The following is an 18,738-nucleotide window of genomic DNA, read 5'->3' as shown; positions in this document are numbered from 1 at the left end:
GCGGCGATCATGAGTCCCGCACTGCCGTCACTGAAAGTCCAGCGGCCCACCGCCACGCTGCGCGAGCTCGCGCTCGAGAAAATGCGCAGCGCGATCCTGGACGCGCATTTCCAGCCGGGCGAGCGGCTCGTCGAACGCTCGCTCTGCGAGATCCTCGGCGTGAGCCGAACGGTCGTGCGCGAGGTGCTGCGGCATCTGGAAACGGAAGGCCTCGTCGCTTCGCTGCCGAACCAGGGGCCGATCGTCGCCGTGCTCGACTTCGACACGGCGGCCGAGATCTACGAGATTCGTGCGCTGCTGGAGGGCGAGGCCGCGATGGCTTGCGCGCAGCATGCGGACGCGTCGCTCGTCGCGGATCTTTCGACGTGCATCGGCCAGATCCAGCAGGCATTCAACGCGCAGGATCATCAGGCGGTGAAGCAGCTCACGTCGGCGTTCTATGAGCGCATGTTCATCGCCGGGAAGAAGCATGTCGCGTGGGAGATCGTGCAGTCGTTGATCGCGCGCATCAACCGCTTGCGTGCGCTGACCATCGCGTCCGACGATCGCGGCACGCAGGCGGTCGACGAGATGCGCGCGATTCTCGCGGGCATCTCGACGGGCAATGGCGCCGCGGCGCGCGCGGCCGCCGTCGCGCACGTGCACCGCGTGGCCGAAATCGCGCGCAAGCTGCTGACCCAGGGGCATGAGAGTGTGTGCTGGCGTCAGGCCGGCTGATGCGTTTCTGTTCGCAGGCGCTGACGCGATGCGTATCGCGCGGAATCCGGTTTTACCGCGATGCAACTCATTCGCATACCGAAATGGCGCGCTGAATCACAGCCGATCGCCGATTGAATTGTTACGGACCGGGTTATGCCCGGTCCGACACACGCATTTTTTATCTCCGGAAGGAACGATCATCGTGGAATTGAAAACGCTGTTGAAGGACCCGGCGCTGTTGCGTCAGCACGCTTATATCGACGGGCAATGGTGCGAGGCCGACTCGGGCGCAAGCTTCGGCGTGCTCGATCCGGCAACGGGCGCCACGCTCGGCAGCGTCCCGTTGATGGGCGAAGCCGAGACATCGCGCGCGATCGATGCCGCGAATGCCGCATGGCCCGCGTGGCGCGCGACGACGGCGAAGGAGCGTGCGCGCATCCTGCGCCGCTGGTACGAGCTGATGATCGAACACGCCGGCGACCTCGCGCTGATCCTCACCGCGGAGCAGGGCAAGCCGCTTGCCGAGGCGAAGGGCGAGATCGTCTACGGCGCGTCGTTCATCGAATGGTTCGCCGAAGAAGGCAAGCGCGTGGCGGGCGATACGCTCGCGACGCCCGCGGCCGACAAGCGTCTCGTCGTGATCAAGGAGCCCATCGGCGTATGCGCGGCGATCACGCCGTGGAATTTCCCGAACGCGATGATCACGCGCAAGGTCGGCCCGGCGCTCGCCGCCGGCTGCCCGATCGTCGTGAAGCCCGCCGAGGCCACGCCGTTTTCGGCGCTCGCGCTGGCCGTGCTCGCCGAGCGCGCGGGTGTGCCGAGCGGCGTGCTCAATATCGTCACCGGCGACCCGAAGGCGATCGGCGCCACCATGACGAGCAGCCCGGTCGTGCGCAAGCTTTCGTTTACCGGATCGACGGGCGTCGGCCGGCTGTTGATGGCGCAAAGCGCGCCGACGGTGAAGAAGGTGACGCTCGAACTGGGCGGGAACGCGCCGTTCATCGTGTTCGACGATGCCGATCTGGATGCCGCGGTGGCAGGCGCGATCGCGTCGAAGTACCGCAACAACGGGCAGACGTGCGTGTGCACCAATCGCTTCTACGTGCATGACCGCGTGTACGATGCGTTCGCCGCGAAGCTGGTCGAGGCCGTGAAGGAACTGAAGGTCGGGCATGGCACCGAAAGCGGCGTGACGCTGGGGCCGCTGATCAACGACGCGGCGCTGACCAAGGTCGAAGCGCACATCGCCGATGCCGTTGGCAAAGGCGCGACGCTCGCGGCGGGCGGCAAGCGGCACGCACTCGGGCATGGCTTCTTCGAGCCGACGGTGCTGCTGAACACCACCGCGCAGATGGACGTCGCGCGAGAAGAGACGTTCGGCCCGCTCGCGCCGCTGTTTCGTTTCTCGAGCGACGACGAGGTGGTGAAGCTCGCCAACGACACCGAGTTCGGGCTGGCCGCTTACTTCTACAGCCGCGATGTCGGGCGCGTGTGGCGGGTCGCCGAGCAGCTCGAATACGGGATGGTCGGCATCAACACGGGCCTCATCTCGAACGAGGTCGCGCCGTTCGGCGGCGTGAAGCAGTCGGGGCTGGGGCGCGAAGGGTCGCACTACGGGATCGATGATTATCTGGTCATCAAGTATCTGTGCATGGCTGTTTGATCGTCGGGTCATTCAGCACGCGCTGCCGCCCGTTCGCTACGGCCCGAGCATCAGGTCGCGATGGGCGGACTCGCGGAATTCGCCGGGCGTCATCCCGGTCTGCTTGCGGAAATAGCGGCTGAAGTACGCGCTGTCGACGAAGCCCGTCTCGTGCGCGATCTGCTTGACGCTCAGGTTCGAGTAGACGAGGTCGCGCTGCGCCTCGCGGATCACGTGTTCGTTGATGACGGCCGTCGTCGAGGTGCCGAGCGTTTCGCGGCACACGCGCGCGAGCTGCGCGGCGGTCACGCCGAGCCGTTCGGCGTAGAACTCCACCGGCTGGTGCTCGCGAAAGTGCGCGGCGATCAGTTCGCGAAAGCGCCGCAGCAGCGTGCCGCGCCGATCGGTGCCCGTATGCGACGGGGCGGCCGCGAGATCGCTCAAGCGCGCGACATGAACGAGCAACGCAACCAGCAGCGCCATCCCCGCCGCGCCGCGACCGCGCGCCGCGCCGCGAAACTCCTGTTCGAGCAATGCGAACAGCGGCATCAGCATCGACCCGCTCGGGTCCGCCCCCTTGACCGGAATCACTGCGGCGCGTTGCAGCACCGGCAGCACGTTGGGCGCGACCACCTTCAGCAACGCATCGGGCGCCCGCTGCGCGACGGTGATCACGAGGCCGTCGATCTGCGGCGAGAACTCGAACGCATGCACGGTTTGCGCGGGGAGCAGCACGAGGCAGGGCGGCACGAACGGCAGCTTGTCGCTTTCGATCACGACGTGCCCGCTGCCACTTCGAATGTACAAAATCTGCAATAGCGCATCGTGGCGATGCGCGGCGATATGCCAGTCGTTGGGCCGGCTGCGCTCGTGTATCCATTCGAAGTTGAACGCGTCGTACCAAGGCGGGCGGGCCGATTCGCCGTACAGGTCGTAGTTAGGGATTCTCCTCATGCCGTCTGGCCTCCTGTGTACAAATTGTCCTGCTGCTTGCGGCGTTTGTCCAGTTTCCGCCGGCGCCGCACTTCTATACTTTTCCCAACGGCGCGGCGTGTGCATCGCGCATCGCGGCCGGGATCGAACGATCGGTTCGGCATTCACTGGAACATGACACAACCGCATTTGAAGGACAACTAACATGAGCTCCGACGCAAACGAACATCAACCGAACTGGCTTCAGCTCGACGGGAAGGCCTGTGTCGTGACGGGCGCGGCCGGCGGCATCGGCGCGTCGATCGCGCAGACCTTCGTCGCGGCCGGTGCACGCGTCGCGCTGCTCGATCGCGATGCGGACAAGACGATCGCACTGGCCGAGCAGTTGCGTGCCGCCGGCGCTGACGCCGTCGCGATCGCATGCGACATCGGCGATCCGTCCAGCGTCGCTCATGCGGCCGAACGCGTGCAGCGCGACCTCGGCCCCGCGGACGTGCTCGTCAACAACGCGGGCCTGCTGCGTGCCGGCGGCATCGAAACGATCGACCTCGATGCGTGGAACGCGATGCTGCAGGTCAATCTGACGGGCTACATGCTGTGCGCGCAAACATTCGGACGCGCGATGCTCGCGCGCGGCTCGGGCTCGCTGGTGCATGTCGCGTCCATCGCGGCGCGTCATCCGCAGACGCACAGCGGCGCCTACAGCGCGAGCAAGGCGGCCGTCGCGATGCTGGCGCGGCAACTGGCGGCCGAGTGGGGGCCGCGCGGCGTGCGCAGCAATACCGTGTGCCCCGGCATGATTCGCACGCCGTTGTCCGAGTCGTTCTATGCGAACGGCGACATCGAAGCGCGCCGCAGCGCGATGACGGCCAGCCGGCGCATCGGCCGCCCCGACGACATCGCGAACGTCGTCGCGTTTCTCGCGAGTCCGCGCGCGGCGTACGTGAACGGCGCGGAGCTCGTCGTCGACGGCGGCCTCGACGCGATGCTGATGGATCTCGTGCCGCGCCCGGGCTATGAAGCCGGCGCCGGCGCTGCCGCGAAGTAATTCAACGACCCGGCTCGCGCCGCGCGAACCGTCGCCCTTCGAGCGACGCCGCGGCGCAGCCCTATCACTGGAGGAGAACGCGATGAGCGACCAGCGGCGTTCGAAGGATGTCACGTGCGACCTGCTCGTGATCGGAGCGGGAGCGGGCGGCCTGTCCACCGCCATCACCGCGCGCAAGGCCGGACTCGACGTGATCGTCGTCGAGAAGGCAGGCTGCTTTGGCGGCACGACGGCTTTTTCCGGCGGCGTGCTGTGGATTCCCGGCAACCGTCATGCGGCGGCGAACGGCGTGCATGATGCGCGGGAGGCCGCGCGCACCTATCTGCGCGGCGAAACCGGTGCGTTCTACGACGACGAAGCGATTGAAGCGTTTCTCGAGCACGGTCCGCGGATGCTCGAATTCTTCGAGCGCGAAACGGAAGTGAAATTCGTGCCGACGCTCTATCCCGACTATCACCCGGATCGGCCGGGCGGCGTCGACATCGGCCGCTCGGTGGTGGCCGCCCCCTACGATGCGCGCCGGCTCGGCCGCGATCTCGAGCGCTTGCGTCCGCCGCTGAAGACCATCACGTTCATCGGGATGATGTTCAATTCGTCCAACGCGGATCTCAAGCATTTCTTCAATGCGACGCGGTCGCTGAAATCGGCGTGGTACGTGACGAAACGGCTCGCTTCGCACCTGAAGGACCTCGCGCTGTATCGGCGCGGCGTCCAGATCACGAGCGGCAACGCGCTCGCGGCGCGGCTCGCGAAGTCGGCACTGGATCTCGGCATCCCGATTCTCACGCATACCGCGGCGCGCGAGCTCGTCGTGAACGACGGTCGCGTCGTCGGTGCGGCAGTCGAACGCGACGGCGCCGGGTATCGCATCACGGCGCGGCGCGCGGTGGTGCTGGCAAGCGGCGGCTTCTCGCACGATGTCGCGCGCATCGCGCGTGCGTATCCGCATGTCGCACGCGGCGGCGAGCATGTGTCGCCGGTGCCCGCCGGCAACACCGGCGATGGCGCGAAGCTCGCCGAGCATGTCGGCGGCCGCGTCGAGATTCGCTATCCGGAGCCGGCCGCGTGGATGCCGGTCTCGCGCGTGCCGCTCGGCGACGGCCGCTTCGGCGTGTTTCCGCATCTGCTCGACCGCTACAAGCCGGGCATCATTGGCGTCACCCGTCACGGCAAGCGGTTTACCAACGAATCGAATTCGTACCACGACGTCGGCGCGGCGATGGTCGACGCATGCAGCGGCGACACCGAGACGGCGATGTGGCTCGTCTGCGATCACGCGACGATCCGCAAATACGGGCTGGGTTTCGCGAAGCCCGCGCCGGTGCCGCTCGGGCCGCTGCTGCGCAACGGCTATCTCGTGAAGGGCCGCACGCTCGCGGAGCTGGCGCAGCAGGCCGGCATCGATGCCGCGAACCTGGAGGCGACGGTGCGGCGCTACAACGAAGGCGCCGTCCGCGGCGAGGATCCCGAGTTCGGGCGCGGCACCACGTCGTTCAACCGCTATCTCGCCGATCCGGCTCATCGGCCGAACCCGTGCGTGGCGCCGCTCGGCGCAGGCCCATACTACGCGCTGAAAGTCCTGATGGGCGATCTCGGCACCTTCGACGGCATTCGCACGAACGTGCACGGCCAGGTGCTCGCGGCCGACGACCGGCCGGTGGCGGGCCTGTACGCGGTCGGCAACGACCGCGCCAGCATCATGGGCGGCAACTATCCGGGCGCCGGCATCACGCTCGGGCCGATCATGACGTTCGGCTATCTGAGCGCGCGCCACATCGCGGGGCTCGCCGAGCCGGCGCCTGCCGCTGCCGCTGCCACCGCCACTGCTGCAACGCGCCGCGCCGCCGCACGCGCGACCGCCTGACCCCGGAGCACACCATGCACCCATCCAAAGCCTTCATCGACCACCGCATCTATACGATCCGTCCGCGCGGCATGGCCGAATTCCTCGACATCTTCGACCGCCATGCGATGCCGATCCAGGTGAAGTACCTCGGCCCGCCCGTCGGGTTCTACACGAGCGACATCGGCGCGCTGAACCAGGTCGTGCACTTGTGGGGCTACGACAGTATTGCCGACTACGACGCGCGGCGCACCGCGCGCGATGCCGACCCGGAGTGGCCGGCCTATTTGCAGGCGTCCGGCCATCTGATCGTCGCGCAGGAAAGCCGCATCATCCGCCGCGTCGATTTTCCGAGCCTCGCGTATCTGACGCGCTGAGCGCACCGCGATGAAACCGGGAGATCACATGGTCGGCACGCGGGTGGCAATCGTGACGGGCGGGGCGGACGGCATCGGCTGGGCGTGCGCGAAGCGGTTCGCCGAAGACGGCTATCGCGTCGCAATCGCCGACCTGAACGGCGAGCGCGCGGCACGACGGGCCGCCGAACTCGGGCCGCGGCACGTCGGCATCGGCGGCGACGTGGCGAACGAAAACGAGATGGTCGCGTTGATGCGCGCCGTCGCCGCGCGCTACGACCGGATCGACGTGCTGGTCAACAACGCGGGGATCGGCGAGCAGAACGCGCCGACCCTCGAGCAATCGTCGGCAGCGTTCGATCGCCTGCTGTCGGTGCACGTGCGCGGCACGTTCCTGGCGAGCCGCGAAGCCGCCCGCGTGATGCTCGCGCAACGCAGCGGCGCGATCGTCAATCTGTGCTCGATCGCCGGCCAGGGCGGCATTCCGACGCGCAACGCGTACGGCGCCGCGAAGGCCGCGATTGCATCGCTGACGCGCTCGATGGCGTGCGAGTGGGCGCGCCAGGGCGTGCGCGTGAACGCCGTCGCGCCCGGCTACGTGGCGACCGAACTGGTCGATACGCTCGCGCGAAACGGGCAGTTGAACCGGGCGGCGATCGAACGCCGGACGCCGCTCGGGCGCCTCGCCGAGCCGGACGAGATCGCCCGCGCGATCGCGTTCCTGGGCTCGGACGCGGCGAGCTACATCACCGGCACCGTGCTGAACGTCGATGGCGGCTGGCTTGCCTACGGCGCGGCGGATTCGCCGCCCGGCTGACGTCGGCCGTCCGCCCGAACGGCACGCCGACCATCCAACCATGGAGACAGCCGTGCGCCGGCAGCGTGAGCGCTGCGACGCGCACGGCATACAGGAGACACATGATGACAACCCCGACCCGGACGCTCGACGTGCAGGCGTTCATCGACGCCGAGCGCTTTTCTCCCAGCCAGTGGCTGATTCTGGTCCTGTGCTTTCTGGTCGTGGCCGCCGACGGCTACGACACCGCCGCGATCGGCTTCATCGCGCCCGCGCTGGTTCACGACTGGGGCATCGCGCGCAGCGCGCTCGGCCCGGTGATGAGCGCCGCGCTGGCCGGCCTCGGCATCGGCGCGCTCGCCGCCGGCCCGTGTGCCGACCGGCTCGGCCGCAAGACGGTGCTCGTGCTGTCGGTCGCGTGCTTCGGCGCATGGAGCCTCGTGTCGGCGCATGCGCAATCGATCGGCGAGCTGACCGCGTTCCGCTTCCTGACCGGGCTCGGGCTCGGCGCGGCCATGCCCAATGCCGTCACGCTGATGTCCGAATACGCGCCGGCACGGATCCGCAGCTTCGCGGTCAACGCGATGTTCTGCGGCTTCTCCGGCGGGCTCGCGGTGGGCGGCATCGCGTCGGCGTGGCTGATTCCGCACTTCGGCTGGCAAAGCGTGCTGACGGCGGGCGGGGTCGGGCCGATCGTGCTGGCCGCGGCGCTCGTCGCGTTGCTGCCGGAGTCCGCGCAGTATCTCGCCGCACGCCACGGCAAGCATGACCGCATCGCGCGGATTCTCGCGCGGATCGCGCCGCGCGAGCGCTTCGACGACTGCACGTTCGTGGCTGCCGAAGCGCGCAAGGAAACCGACGGCGGTGCGTCGGCGCTCGCGCTGGTGCTGTCGCGCCGGTTCCGTTCGCGCACGCTGATGCTGTGGGCCGCGTACTTCATGGGGCTCCTGATCTACTACCTGCTGACCAACTGGATGCCGACGCTGTTTCGCGACGCCGGCTTCGGCGCGCAGGGCGGTGCGCTGATGACGTCGCTGTTCCCGCTCGGCGGCGTGCTCGGCAATCTGTGCGCGGGCTGGCTGATGGATCGCTTCAATGCGAACCGGACGATCGTCTGCACGTATGTCGTGGCGGCCGCGCTGGTCCTCGTGGTGAGCCGCACGATCGGACACGCCGCGTGGCTCGGCACGCTGACGCTGCTGTGCGGCACCGTGGTGACGGGCGCGGTGACGTCGATGTCGGCCTATGCGGCGAGCCTGTATCCGACCCGTTGCCGCGCGACCGGCGTCGCCTGGATGCTCGGCGTCGGACGGATCGGCGGCGTGGCCGGCGCGTTTCTCGGCGCGCTGCTGATGGGCTGGGGCTGGCATTTCGGCGACGTGTTCAGCCTGCTCGCGGTGCCGTCGCTCGTGGCGGCCGGCGCGGTGTACCTGATCGGCAGCCGCCATGCGGAAGCGGGCGAGCCGGAGCACGCGGCGGGGCCGGTGGTTCAGCAGCACTGACGGCGTCCCCTCGGGGCCCGGGCGTGCGCGATGCCCGGCCCCCGGTGCTTCATTCGGGCGCGTCCCACTGCGGCGCGAAAGCCGGGCTCACGAGACGTTGATTCTTCGGCAGGCCATCGATCAGCGCACGATCTGCGTCGTCCAGGTTCACGTCGAGCGATGCCAGGTTGGCGAGCTGATTGCGTCGCCCGGCCGCCTTCGGCACGGCGGCCACGTTCGGCTGGTCGAGCAGCCACTTCAGCGCGACCTGGGTCGGCAGCACGCGATGCTTGTCGGCGATGCGCTGCAGTTCCGGAATCTCGGACACGCGGTTGCGCGCGAGCGGGCTGTACGCGATCAGCGCCATGTCGTGCTCGCGCGCGAATTGCAGCAGCTTCGCCTGACCCAGCAGCACGTGGTACTCGACCTGAATCGCGGCGAGCGGCGCCTGCCGCCGTTCGACGACGTCGCGCAACAGCGCAAGCGGAAAGTTCGCGACGCCGATTGCGCGGGCGCGCCCTTGCTCCTTGAACGACACGAGCGTGTCGATCGTCTCCGCAAGATTCCAGTCGGGCGCCGGCCAGTGGATCAGGAACAGGTCCACGTAGTCGGAGCGCAGCGCGCGCAACGTGTTGTCGAGCGAGTGCCGCATGCGTTCGGGGCTCAGCTGATCCCACCACACCTTGCTGGTCACGTGAATCTGCTCGCGCGGGACGTTCGACGCCGCGATGGCTGCGCCGACCGCCGCTTCGTTCTCGTACGCGGCGGCCGTATCGATGTGCCGGTAACCGGACTCAAGCGCGAGCGCGACGGCGCGCGTGCACGCGTCGCCGAGCATGGGCCACGTGCCGAGCCCCAGTTTCGGCATGTTCAGCGCGTGGCGGTTGACGATGCATTGCATGTACGATTCCTCCTCGATGGGTTGAGCCGGCACGTCCTGCGCATGCCGTGCCGGCGCGTGCGTCAGCCGTGGGCGCTGTCGCAGGTCGAGCGATGCGCGGCGGTCGCGGGTGTCTCCCCCTTCGATGCCGCACCGCCGTGCGCGACGAACTTCGCGATGCGCCAGCCGAATACGATGGCCGGGCCGAGCGTCGTGCCGGGGCCCGGATAGGTGCCGCGGAAGATCGACGCGAGATCGTTGCCGCACGCGAAGAGGCCGGGAATCACGCGCCCGTCGACGTCGATCACCTCGCCGTTCGCCGTGCCGCTCAGCCCCGCGCTGCACGCGAGATCGGCGGGCCATACGGTCACAGCATAGTAGGGGCCGGCCCCGATCGGGCGAATGCACGGGTTCGGCTGTTGCGCCGGGTCGCCGTTGAAGCGGCTCATCGGGCTGCTGCCGCGCTGGAACGCCGGATCCTCGCCTTTGGCGGCGTCGCGGTTGTAGGCCGCGACGGTACGCTGCAGGCCGTCCGCATCGATCTGCAGTTTCGCGGCCAGCTCGGCCAGCGTCGCGCCCTTGACGAGGTAGCCGGCACGCTCGAGCGCCGCGATGCGCGCCGCGCTGCGCGCCGGCATCAGCAGGCCGAGGCCGTAGGTCTGGATGAATGCCGCATCGACGATCAGATGGGCCGGCACGCTCGGCCCGTCGCCGCTGTCGCGCAGCATGCCCATCACGAAGTCGTGGTACGAGTTCGACTCGTTGACGAAGCGCTCGCCGCGGCTGTTGACCGCGATGAGCCCCGGTTTCGCGCGATCGAGAATGATGTGCGGCCACACGCTGTCGCCTTCGCCGCCCGGGGCTGCGCCCGGTGCGCGGCGGATCGAGCACGGCATCCACAGCCCCGGGCTGTCGCCGCCGTTCTCGACCCGCGCATTGACGCGCTGCGCGCGGTCGACGCCGTCGCCGGTATGCGTCGTCGGCGCCAGCGACAGCGGCCGGGCCGCGGCGGGGAAGAGCTGCTGGCGCAGCGACGGATGGCGCGTGATGCCGCCGGTCGCGAGCACCACGCCGCGGCGCGCGCCGATTCGCTTGCGGCCGCCGTCCGGCGTCGTGACGATGGCGCCCGTGACGCGGCCGTTTTCGCGTACGAGTTCGAGCAGCGGCGTGTCGAAGCGAATCTCGACCTGGCGCTTGAGCAGGCTGTAATAGAGCCGGGCGGCCAGCGCGTTGCCCATCACGAGCTGCGTGCCGCGCGGAAAACGCAGCCGGTCCATCGCATAGCGGCCGACGACCGCGATCGTGCGTTTGAAGTTCGCGGCCGACGCGAACGGCGCGAGCAGCGCATTGAGGTCGGCGCGCGCGACCATCATCCCGCCGAGCCCCATGAACTCCTTGCGCGGCGGCCGCACGCGCGCGAACGCGCGGCCGAGCACGCGCGCGTCGAACGGCGCGGGCACGAGCGCCCGCCCGCCGTAGGCCGCGCCGGGGCCGTTCACGTAATCGGGATGCGCGGCGGCGGCGACGAACTTCACTTCGCTGATGCGCGCGAGCTCGTCGATCGCGTCGGGGCCGCTTTGCAGGAAGGCTTCGCGCGCGTCGTCGCCGCCGCGCGCGCCGACCACCGACTGCAGGAAGCGGCGCGCATCGTCGACGCTGTCGGGCACGCCCGCGTCGACGCTCAGGCGCGTGCCCGGTACCCACGTCGTGCCGCCCGACGTGGACGTGATGCCGCCCACCGCGGCGGTTTTCTCGCAGACGAGGACCGCGAGCCCCTCGTGATGCGCGACGAGCGCGGCGGTCATGCCCGCCGCGCCCGCGCCGAATACCAGCAGGTCTACTTCCTCGTCCCAACCTTGTTGCACCGCACCCATGTCCACGTCTCCTTCCTGTCGTTCCGCCGCGCGTCCGGATCCGGCGCGCCGCGAAGATGCCTCGATGATTTTGGAATGTTATTCCAATAAACAATAAAGTGGAATAGTGTTCCATAAATTACGCGGGACGTGACGACATGCGACGCCGTTCAGAAGCGGTGCACGATGCCGACGCCGGCCGCGAACGGGCTGCGCACGGCGCTCGGCACCGCCCGAACGCACTCAGGCGGCGGTATCGATCAGAAACGCGACCATCCGGTCGCAGACCCGCGCGAACATCTGCGTGCCCGTGACGGTTCGGCAGCCGCGGGCGCGCGCCGCTTCGATGAACGGCGTGAGCGGCGGCTTCGTGACGACGTCGCCGACGAACGTGGTGGCCGGCACGCGCGACACGTCGACGGGCAGCGGATCGTCCGCCCGCATGCCCATCGGCGACGCATTGACGATCACGTCGAACGACTCGGGCGCGACATCCGCGGCGGCGACGCGCACCGTGCCGCGCTGCAGCGTCGCGAGCCGCTCGACCAGCGACGCGGTGCGGGCCGCATCGTTGTCGCGCACGTCGAGCGACGCGACGCCCGCCATCACCAGCGCATGGCCGATCGCGGAGCCTGCGCCGCCCGCGCCGACCAGCAGCGCGCGCTTGCCGCGCAGGTCGCAGCCTTCGTCGCCGAGCGCGGCGACGAAGCCGGTGCCGTCGAACATGCCGCCGTGCCAGCCGCCGTCGGCGGTGCGGCGCAGCGTATTGGCCGCGCCGAGGAACGCGGCTTCGTCGGACAGGCTCGTGCAGAACGCGGCGGCGCTGAACTTGTGCGGCACCGTGACGATTACGCCGTCGACGTTGCGCATCGGCGTGATGCCCGCGAAGAATGCCGCGAGATCGTCCGGCGCGACGTGAGCGGGGACGACCAGCGCATCGCGTCCGGCCTCGCGCAGCGCGGCCGTCACGCCCTTGGGCGAACGGACCTGTGCGATCGGATCGCCGACGATGAAGTGGACGCGGGTCGCACCGCTCAGGCCTTCGTCGAGCGAGATCGGGGTGGTCGGGGTCAAGGGGGCAGTCATGCTGTTTTCATCTCCTGGGTGGAACCGGCGTCGTTGTGTACGATGCCGAGCAATTTCGCCTGGGTGGCGGTGTCCTGTTCGAGCGCGATCGCGCTGCTTTCGTGCGCGACGCGACCGTTGACGAGTACGTACGCGCGATCGGCAATCGGCAGCACCATGTCGGCCTGGTGCTCGACGATCACGACGCTCGCGCGCTCGCGCAGCTTGACGACCGCGTCGAGCACTTCCTGCACGACGGCGGGGGCGAGCCCTTCGAACGGTTCGTCGAGCAGGATGGCCTGCGCCGGCGCCATCAGCGCACGGGCGATCGCCACCATCTGCCGCTCGCCGCCGGACAGGTGTTCGGCGCGTACGTCCTTGCGCGTCGCGAGGCGCGGGAACAGCGCGAACATCTCGTCGACGCTCGCGCCGCCCTTGCGCGCGGCGAGCCGCAGGTTCTCGGCAACGGTGAGGTTGGGGAACAGCCGGCGGCCTTCGGGCACCATCGCGAGGCCGAGGCGATTGATCTCGTGCGCGGGGCGCCCGGTGATGTCGTGGCCGTCGAACACGATGCGTCCGGCCGTGACGTCGGCGACGCCGGTCGCGGCGCGCAACGTCGTCGTCTTGCCGACGCCGTTGCGGCCGAGGATCGCGATCACTTCGCCTTCGTGCAGCGTGAGGTCGATGCCGTCGAGGATCGTGTTGCCGGTGTAACCGGCTTTCACGCCTTCGAGACGCAGCAGCGGGCGGCGCGCCGGTGCGGTGTGTTCGTGCTGCGCGCCGCGCCGCGCGGCGAGCCGCGCATCGACCGGGCGTTCCCCCTTTGCATGGCCGAGATACGCTTCGACCACCTCGGGATGGCGCGCGACTTCGGCGGGCGAGCCGTCCGCGATCAGCCGGCCGCGATGGAGCACGCTGACGCGATCGGAAATCGTCAGCACGCGATCGATGTCGTGCTCGATCAACAGCACCGCATGATGGTTCGCCAGCTCGCGGATGATCGCCGCGACGCGCACGCGATCGGCTTCGGCAAGCCCGGCGAGCGGTTCGTCGAGCAGCAGCAGGCGTGCGCGGGTCGCGAGCGACAGCGCGATTTCGAGCAGCCGCTGCTCGCCGTGCGACAGGCTTTCGCAGCCGTGCGCCGCGCGCTCGTCGAGCCCGACCGCCGCGAGCAGCGACCAGGTCAGCGCGTTCTGTCCGTCGAGCGTGTGCGCGTCGCGCCACATGCCGAGGCGATCGTGCTGCGCGGCTTGCACGGCCACGCGCACGTTCTCGAACACGGTGAGGTTGCGGAACACGCTGAGGATCTGGAACGAGCGGCTCATGCCGAGCCGCACGCGGCGGAACATCGCGAGCCTGGTCACGTCCCGGCCGTCGAACGTGATCGTGCCGGCCGTCGGCGACAGCACGCCCGTCAGCATGTTGAAGAACGTGGTCTTGCCCGCGCCGTTCGGGCCGATGAAGCTGTGCAGCCGGCACGGATGGACGTCGAGGTCGATCTGTTCGGCGGTCACGAGCGAGCCGAAACGCTTCGACAGCCCGCGTACGCTCAGCACGGGCGTGTCGGAACCGGTGTCGATGCCGGCTGCGCGATACGGCGCGATCGTGTCGGGGCGCGCGGGAATCGTGTCGCGCACGAGCGTCCAGCGCGGGCGTCGCAGCAACCGCTGCACGATGCCGTGGATGCCTTCGGGCGAGAAGAACGCGAACACGATGATGATCGGCGCGAAGATCAGCCACCAGTGCTCGGTCAGGCTGCTGAGCTTGTCCTCGAGCAGGATGAACGCGATCGCGCCCCACAGCGGCCCGAGAAACTGATGGACGCCGCCAAGCACGGTCATCAGCAGGCTGTCGCCCGCGTGCTCCCAGCTCAGGTTGTTCGCATACGCGCCCTGCAGCATCAGGCACAGCAGGCCGCCCGCGTAGCCGATCACGGCGGCCGAGATCACGAACGCGCGCAGCTTGAGCCGGTACGTGTCGTAGCCGAGGCTCGCCGCGCGCTGCTCGTTGTCGCGCAACGCCTGCAGCGCGCGCCCGAACGGCGCGTGCACGAGGCGCCACAGCAGATACGCGATGGCGATCACCGTCACGCACGCGAACACGTGGAAGCCGACGGTCGTCGGGAAGGTCGGGCGCGGCACGTTCTGAAGGCCGTTTTCGCCGCCGGTCACATCGGTCCACTTGAACGCGATCTCGAACGCGATCTGCGAACAGGCGAGGGTGAGCAGCGAGAAGTACAGCCCGCGCCGGCGCAGCACGATCGCGCCGATCAGCGCGGCCAGCGCGGTCGTCACGATCACGCTGGCGGCCAGCGCGAGCAACTCGTTGCCGAGCACGCGCAGCAGCGACACGGCGACGAGATACGTGGCCGTGCCGAAGAACACCGATGCGCCGAACGGCACGAGGCCCGTGTACGCGACCAGCAGGTTCACGCCCATCCCGTAGAGCGTGTAGATCGCGATCTGGGTCGCGCGCTCGAGCGGCGTGCCGGTCGCGGTGAGCGCAAGCGACACGAGGACGAGCGTGGTGGTCAGCACGGCCACCGGGTGGCGGGTCAGATAGTCGAGTTTCATTCGAAGCGCTCCCAGCGTTCACCAAACAGCCCGCGAGGGCGCACGAGAAGGACGAGTGCCATCAGCACGTACATCGCGACCGACGAGCCCTCCGGAAAGAACTGGACGGCCAGCGCGGTCACGACGCCGACCAGCAGGCCCGCGACCACGGCGCCGGCGAACGAGCCGAGCCCGCCGATCGTCACGATCACGAACGCGGGCATCACGGCGGCCGTCGCCATCCCCGGCGTGACCGTGACGAGCGGCGCGGCGAGCACGCCGGCCGCGCCCGCGAGCAGCGCGCCGAGCGCGAACGCGCCGGTCAGCACGCGCGGCAGGTTGATGCCGAGCAGCCCGACCATTTCCGGGTCGCGGCTGCCGGCGCGCAGGATCCGCCCGTACGGCGTGTAGTTCATGAACCACCACAGCACGACGAGGATCGCGATCGTCGCGGCGAGCACGAACAGCCGGTACTTCGTGATCAGCAGCGGCCCGTATGCGAGAAAGCCGTTGAGCATCGCGGGCGGGCTGAACGGCAGCCCGCCCGCGCCCCACACGACGCGCACCAGCGCGGTGAGCAGCAGCGACAGCGCGAACGTGACGATCAGGCCGAGCAGCGGCTCCTTGCCGTACAGGCGCCGGATGAACACCACTTCGATCAGCACGCCCACCGCGGCGACGAGCACCGGCGCGAGCACGACGGCAGCCCAGCCGAACTGCGTCGACAGCGCGATCGCGAAATACGCGCCGAGCGCGAAGAGCGCGCCATGCGCGAAATTCACGATGCCGAGCAACCCGCAGATGATCGACAGTCCGATCGCGAGCAATACATAGAGGAACCCCAGCACCAGTCCGTTGGCGATCTGGGACAACAACATTTCAGCCATGCCCTTACTCCAGAGTGCGGCCCGCCGCAGCCGCGCCGCGGCCCGTCGTGCGACGGGCGAGCGGCGGGCCGCGACGCGCGCGGGATACGCTTGAGGCTGTGTCGGTCCGTGCGCCGCCGCCGCGGCGGCGGCGCGCGGGCTCAGCGCGCGGCCATCCTGCAGCCGATCTCGTCGCGCGTGCCGAACAGACGGTCGAGGTCGGCGGGGTTCTGCGGGACGACGGAGATCGGGTCGAGCCAGTCCCATTTGTCGGCGATCCGGTCCTTCACCTTGAACACGCTCCAGCGCCGCAACAGCTGGTGGTCCCACGGCCGGAAATACGCGGGGCCGCTGCCGTCGGTCATCTGGATGGTCTCCAGGCTCTGCACGATGTCCGCGCCCGACGTGCTCTTCGCATGGTTGATCGCCTGCAACAGCGCACGTGCGGTGAACCACCCGATCCAGGCCTTGTCGGCCGGCGGCTTGCCGTACTTCGCCGTGTACTTCTTGACGAACGCGACTTCGTCGGGCGAATGGCCCGGCGAGCTGAAATGCCACGGCTTGCCGTAATAGCCGTTCGCGGCGTCGGCGCTGATCGACCACAGATCCGAGTCGCCGATGATCGGGCACGCCACCGGGATCCGGCCTTTCATGCCCATTTCCGCGTATTGCTTGAGGAACGTCGACAGGTCGCCGCCCGGCAGCCCGAGCAGCACGACGTCGGGTTTCGACTGGCGGATCTTCAGGATGAACGAGCTGAAGTCGGTGGTGTTGAGCGGCGTGACGTCGGCGCCGGTGATCGAGCCGCCCGACTGCTTCAGCAAGTCCGACATCGCCCGCTGAATGTCCTGCCCGTACGCATAGTTCGCGACGAGGAAATGCCATTTCTTGCCGATCGCGAGCAGCGACGGCGCGAGCGCGCGGCACGCGACGGGCGTCGGGCTCAGCACGCGGAACGTGTACGGGTTGCAGCTGCTGCCGGTCAGCTCGCGCGCGGCGGCGTTCGGCGCGATGTAGGGCGTCCTGGTGCGCCACGCGACCGACGACATCGCCAGCGACGTGCCGCTGTTCGTGCCGCCGATCACCGCGATCGCCTTGTCCTGCTCGACGAGCTTCTGCATGTTCTGCTGCGCCGACTGCGGATTCGGCTCGTCGTACCAGACGAGCTCGACACGCCGGCCGCGCGCGTGGTTACCGGCATCGTCGAGCGCGAGCTTGACGCCGTTCGCGATCACTTCGCCCTGTTCGGTCCACACGCCCTGCTTGGCCATCAGCAGGCCGAGCTTCAGCGGCTGCTCGCCCTGCGCGCGCACGATCGCCGGCGCGGCGAGCGCCGCCGCGCCGCCCGCGAGCGCCTTGCCCGCGGTGACGAGCCACGCGCGGCGCGCCAACGCCGGGGTGTCGGATTCTGCCGGGTGGCTGGAAAGGGTGTCGTTCTGCTCGTGCTGGTCAGTCATGTGTCTGGCCTCCTGTTTCCGGGTCAAGGGTCGATTCCGCGCGGCCGATGGGCGCGCCGCGATACATGTCGAAATTTTTCGTGAATTCTAGTTAGAAGTGGAATAGCATTCAACAAGTAAAGGTGGTTTCAATAAATCGGGGTATTCACCCGGTCGGTCCTGAAGGCGAACGACTCGGCCCGGCGCGGTTGCCCCAACAACGGAGATGAAGCGATGGCAAGAAGACGGCTGGCAGTGATCGGTGCAGGCGCAATCGGGCGGATGCACGTGGAGCGCGCACGCACGCATGCGCAGGTGGAAGTGGTGGCGATCGCCGATCCGTCGCCGGCGGCCGAGCAGTTCGCGCGTGCCGACGGGCTGCGCTGGTTCGCCGATTACGCGACGATGCTCGACGCGGTGCGCCCCGACGGCGCGATCGTCGCGACGCCGAATGCGACACATGTCGAGGTCGGCCTCGCATGCATCGCGCGCGGCGTGCCGGCGCTGATCGAGAAGCCGGTATCCGATAGCGTCGCAGCCGCGGCCGAGCTGAGTCGCGCCGCGCGCGAAGCCGGCGTGCCGCTGCTGGTCGGCCACCATCGCCGCCACAATCCGATCCTGCGGCGCGCGCGCGAGATCGTGCAGGCGGGGCGGCTCGGCCAACCCGTCGCGGCCAATGCGCTCGCGACGTTCTACAAGCCCGACGCGTATTTCGACGTCGAATGGCGCCGTCGTGCGGGCGGCGGCCCCGTGTTGATCAACCTGATCCACGACATCGACATCATGCGGTTCCTGCTCGGCGAGATCGTCGAGGTGCAGGCGCAGGCGTCCAATCGCGTGCGCGGCTTCGACGTCGAGGATACGGCCGCCGTGCTGCTGCGTTTCGACAGCGGCGCGCTCGGCACGCTGGCCGTGTCCGACTGCGCGGCCTCGCCGTGGAACTGGGATCTCGCGGCGGGCGAGGCCGCGCACTATCCGCGCCAGCACGTGAACACGCATTTCCTGATCGGCACGGATGCGTCGCTCACGCTGCCGCAACTCGATCTGTGGGAATACCGCGGCGCGAAGGGCTGGCACGATCCATTGACGGTCGAGCGCTGCACGCCGCATGGCGCCGATCCGTACCACGAACAGTTGCGCCATTTCGCGGCGGTGATCGCGGGCGACGAGGCGCCGCTGTGTTCGGCCGACGACGCCGCGCGCACGCTCGCGGCGACGCTCGCCGTACATCGCGCGGCCGCGACGCGCACGAGCGTGACGCCCGACGACGTCGCGGCGTAGCCGCGCG

General features: G+C 69.0%; 15 protein-coding genes. 8 read left to right on the top strand and 7 right to left on the bottom strand.

What is annotated here, in order from left to right; genetic code table 11:
- Positions 1–9 precede the first annotated feature (9 nt).
- Both O1Q03_RS08560 and O1Q03_RS08555 read left to right on the top strand, forming a co-directional pair.
- Positions 10–717, top strand: a complete 708-nt coding sequence (locus O1Q03_RS08560) for a GntR family transcriptional regulator (RefSeq protein ID WP_269502777.1) — start codon at positions 10–12, stop codon at positions 715–717.
- A gap of 184 nt (positions 718–901) precedes the next feature.
- Positions 902–2,362, top strand: coding sequence for an NAD-dependent succinate-semialdehyde dehydrogenase (locus O1Q03_RS08555; protein WP_269502776.1), 1,461 nt, complete (start codon positions 902–904; stop codon positions 2,360–2,362).
- A 36-nt stretch (positions 2,363–2,398) separates the two neighbouring features.
- Here the strand turns inward: O1Q03_RS08555 and O1Q03_RS08550 are convergent, their stop codons facing one another.
- Positions 2,399–3,295: a helix-turn-helix domain-containing protein gene (locus O1Q03_RS08550; protein ID WP_269502774.1), complete on the bottom strand. Its 897-nt coding sequence runs from the start codon at positions 3,293–3,295 to the stop codon at positions 2,399–2,401.
- 184 nt (positions 3,296–3,479) lie between these two features.
- Between O1Q03_RS08550 and O1Q03_RS08545 the strand changes: the two genes are divergently transcribed.
- From O1Q03_RS08545 to O1Q03_RS08525, 5 genes are all read left to right on the top strand, one after another.
- Entirely contained in the window at positions 3,480–4,322 is an 843-nt protein-coding gene (locus O1Q03_RS08545; protein ID WP_269502773.1) for an SDR family NAD(P)-dependent oxidoreductase, read from the top strand.
- 82 nt (positions 4,323–4,404) lie between these two features.
- The gene (locus O1Q03_RS08540; protein ID WP_269502772.1) at positions 4,405–6,186 is read left to right on the top strand and encodes an FAD-dependent oxidoreductase; all 1,782 of its coding nucleotides are present in this window, start codon (positions 4,405–4,407) and stop codon (positions 6,184–6,186) included.
- 14 nt (positions 6,187–6,200) lie between these two features.
- Positions 6,201–6,542, top strand: a complete 342-nt coding sequence (locus O1Q03_RS08535) for an NIPSNAP family protein (RefSeq protein ID WP_269502771.1) — start codon at positions 6,201–6,203, stop codon at positions 6,540–6,542.
- A gap of 28 nt (positions 6,543–6,570) precedes the next feature.
- Positions 6,571–7,338, top strand: a complete 768-nt coding sequence (locus O1Q03_RS08530) for a glucose 1-dehydrogenase (RefSeq protein ID WP_269502882.1) — start codon at positions 6,571–6,573, stop codon at positions 7,336–7,338.
- 104 nt (positions 7,339–7,442) lie between these two features.
- Complete coding sequence (locus tag O1Q03_RS08525; protein WP_269502770.1) at positions 7,443–8,819, top strand: MFS transporter; 1,377 nt, start codon at positions 7,443–7,445, stop codon at positions 8,817–8,819.
- A 49-nt stretch (positions 8,820–8,868) separates the two neighbouring features.
- On the opposite strand, the gene O1Q03_RS08520 is transcribed toward O1Q03_RS08525, so the two are convergent.
- The 6 genes from O1Q03_RS08520 to O1Q03_RS08495 all read right to left on the bottom strand — a co-directional run bounded on the left by O1Q03_RS08520 (position 8,869) and on the right by O1Q03_RS08495 (position 17,471).
- A complete protein-coding gene (locus tag O1Q03_RS08520) occupies positions 8,869–9,699 on the bottom strand; it encodes an aldo/keto reductase (protein WP_269502769.1) in 831 nt (276 codons plus the stop codon).
- A gap of 62 nt (positions 9,700–9,761) precedes the next feature.
- Entirely contained in the window at positions 9,762–11,552 is a 1,791-nt protein-coding gene (locus O1Q03_RS08515) for an FAD-binding protein (protein WP_269502768.1), read from the bottom strand.
- Positions 11,553–11,774: 222 nt separating this feature from the next.
- Entirely contained in the window at positions 11,775–12,617 is an 843-nt protein-coding gene (locus tag O1Q03_RS08510) for a shikimate dehydrogenase family protein (protein WP_269502767.1), read from the bottom strand.
- The gene (locus tag O1Q03_RS08505) at positions 12,614–15,169 is read right to left on the bottom strand and encodes a branched-chain amino acid ABC transporter ATP-binding protein/permease (protein WP_269502766.1); all 2,556 of its coding nucleotides are present in this window, start codon (positions 15,167–15,169) and stop codon (positions 12,614–12,616) included. Before O1Q03_RS08505 ends, O1Q03_RS08510 begins: the two co-directional genes overlap by 4 nt.
- Entirely contained in the window at positions 15,166–16,035 is an 870-nt protein-coding gene (locus tag O1Q03_RS08500; RefSeq protein WP_269502765.1) for a branched-chain amino acid ABC transporter permease, read from the bottom strand. The genes O1Q03_RS08505 and O1Q03_RS08500 overlap by 4 nt, the downstream gene beginning before the upstream one ends.
- A gap of 140 nt (positions 16,036–16,175) precedes the next feature.
- Positions 16,176–17,471, bottom strand: a complete 1,296-nt coding sequence (locus O1Q03_RS08495; protein ID WP_269502764.1) for an ABC transporter substrate-binding protein — start codon at positions 17,469–17,471, stop codon at positions 16,176–16,178.
- 213 nt (positions 17,472–17,684) lie between these two features.
- Here O1Q03_RS08495 and O1Q03_RS08490 point away from each other — a divergent pair, with 213 nt between their 5' ends.
- Positions 17,685–18,731, top strand: coding sequence for a Gfo/Idh/MocA family oxidoreductase (locus O1Q03_RS08490; RefSeq protein ID WP_269502763.1), 1,047 nt, complete (start codon positions 17,685–17,687; stop codon positions 18,729–18,731).
- Positions 18,732–18,738 lie beyond the last annotated feature (7 nt).

Source organism: Burkholderia sp. IMCC1007, assembly GCF_027257875.1.
In the GTDB taxonomy this organism is placed as follows: Bacteria; Pseudomonadota; Gammaproteobacteria; order Burkholderiales; family Burkholderiaceae; genus Burkholderia.
The sequence above is the reverse complement of the archived record's forward strand: the minus strand, read 5'-3'. Positions and strand labels throughout refer to the sequence as shown.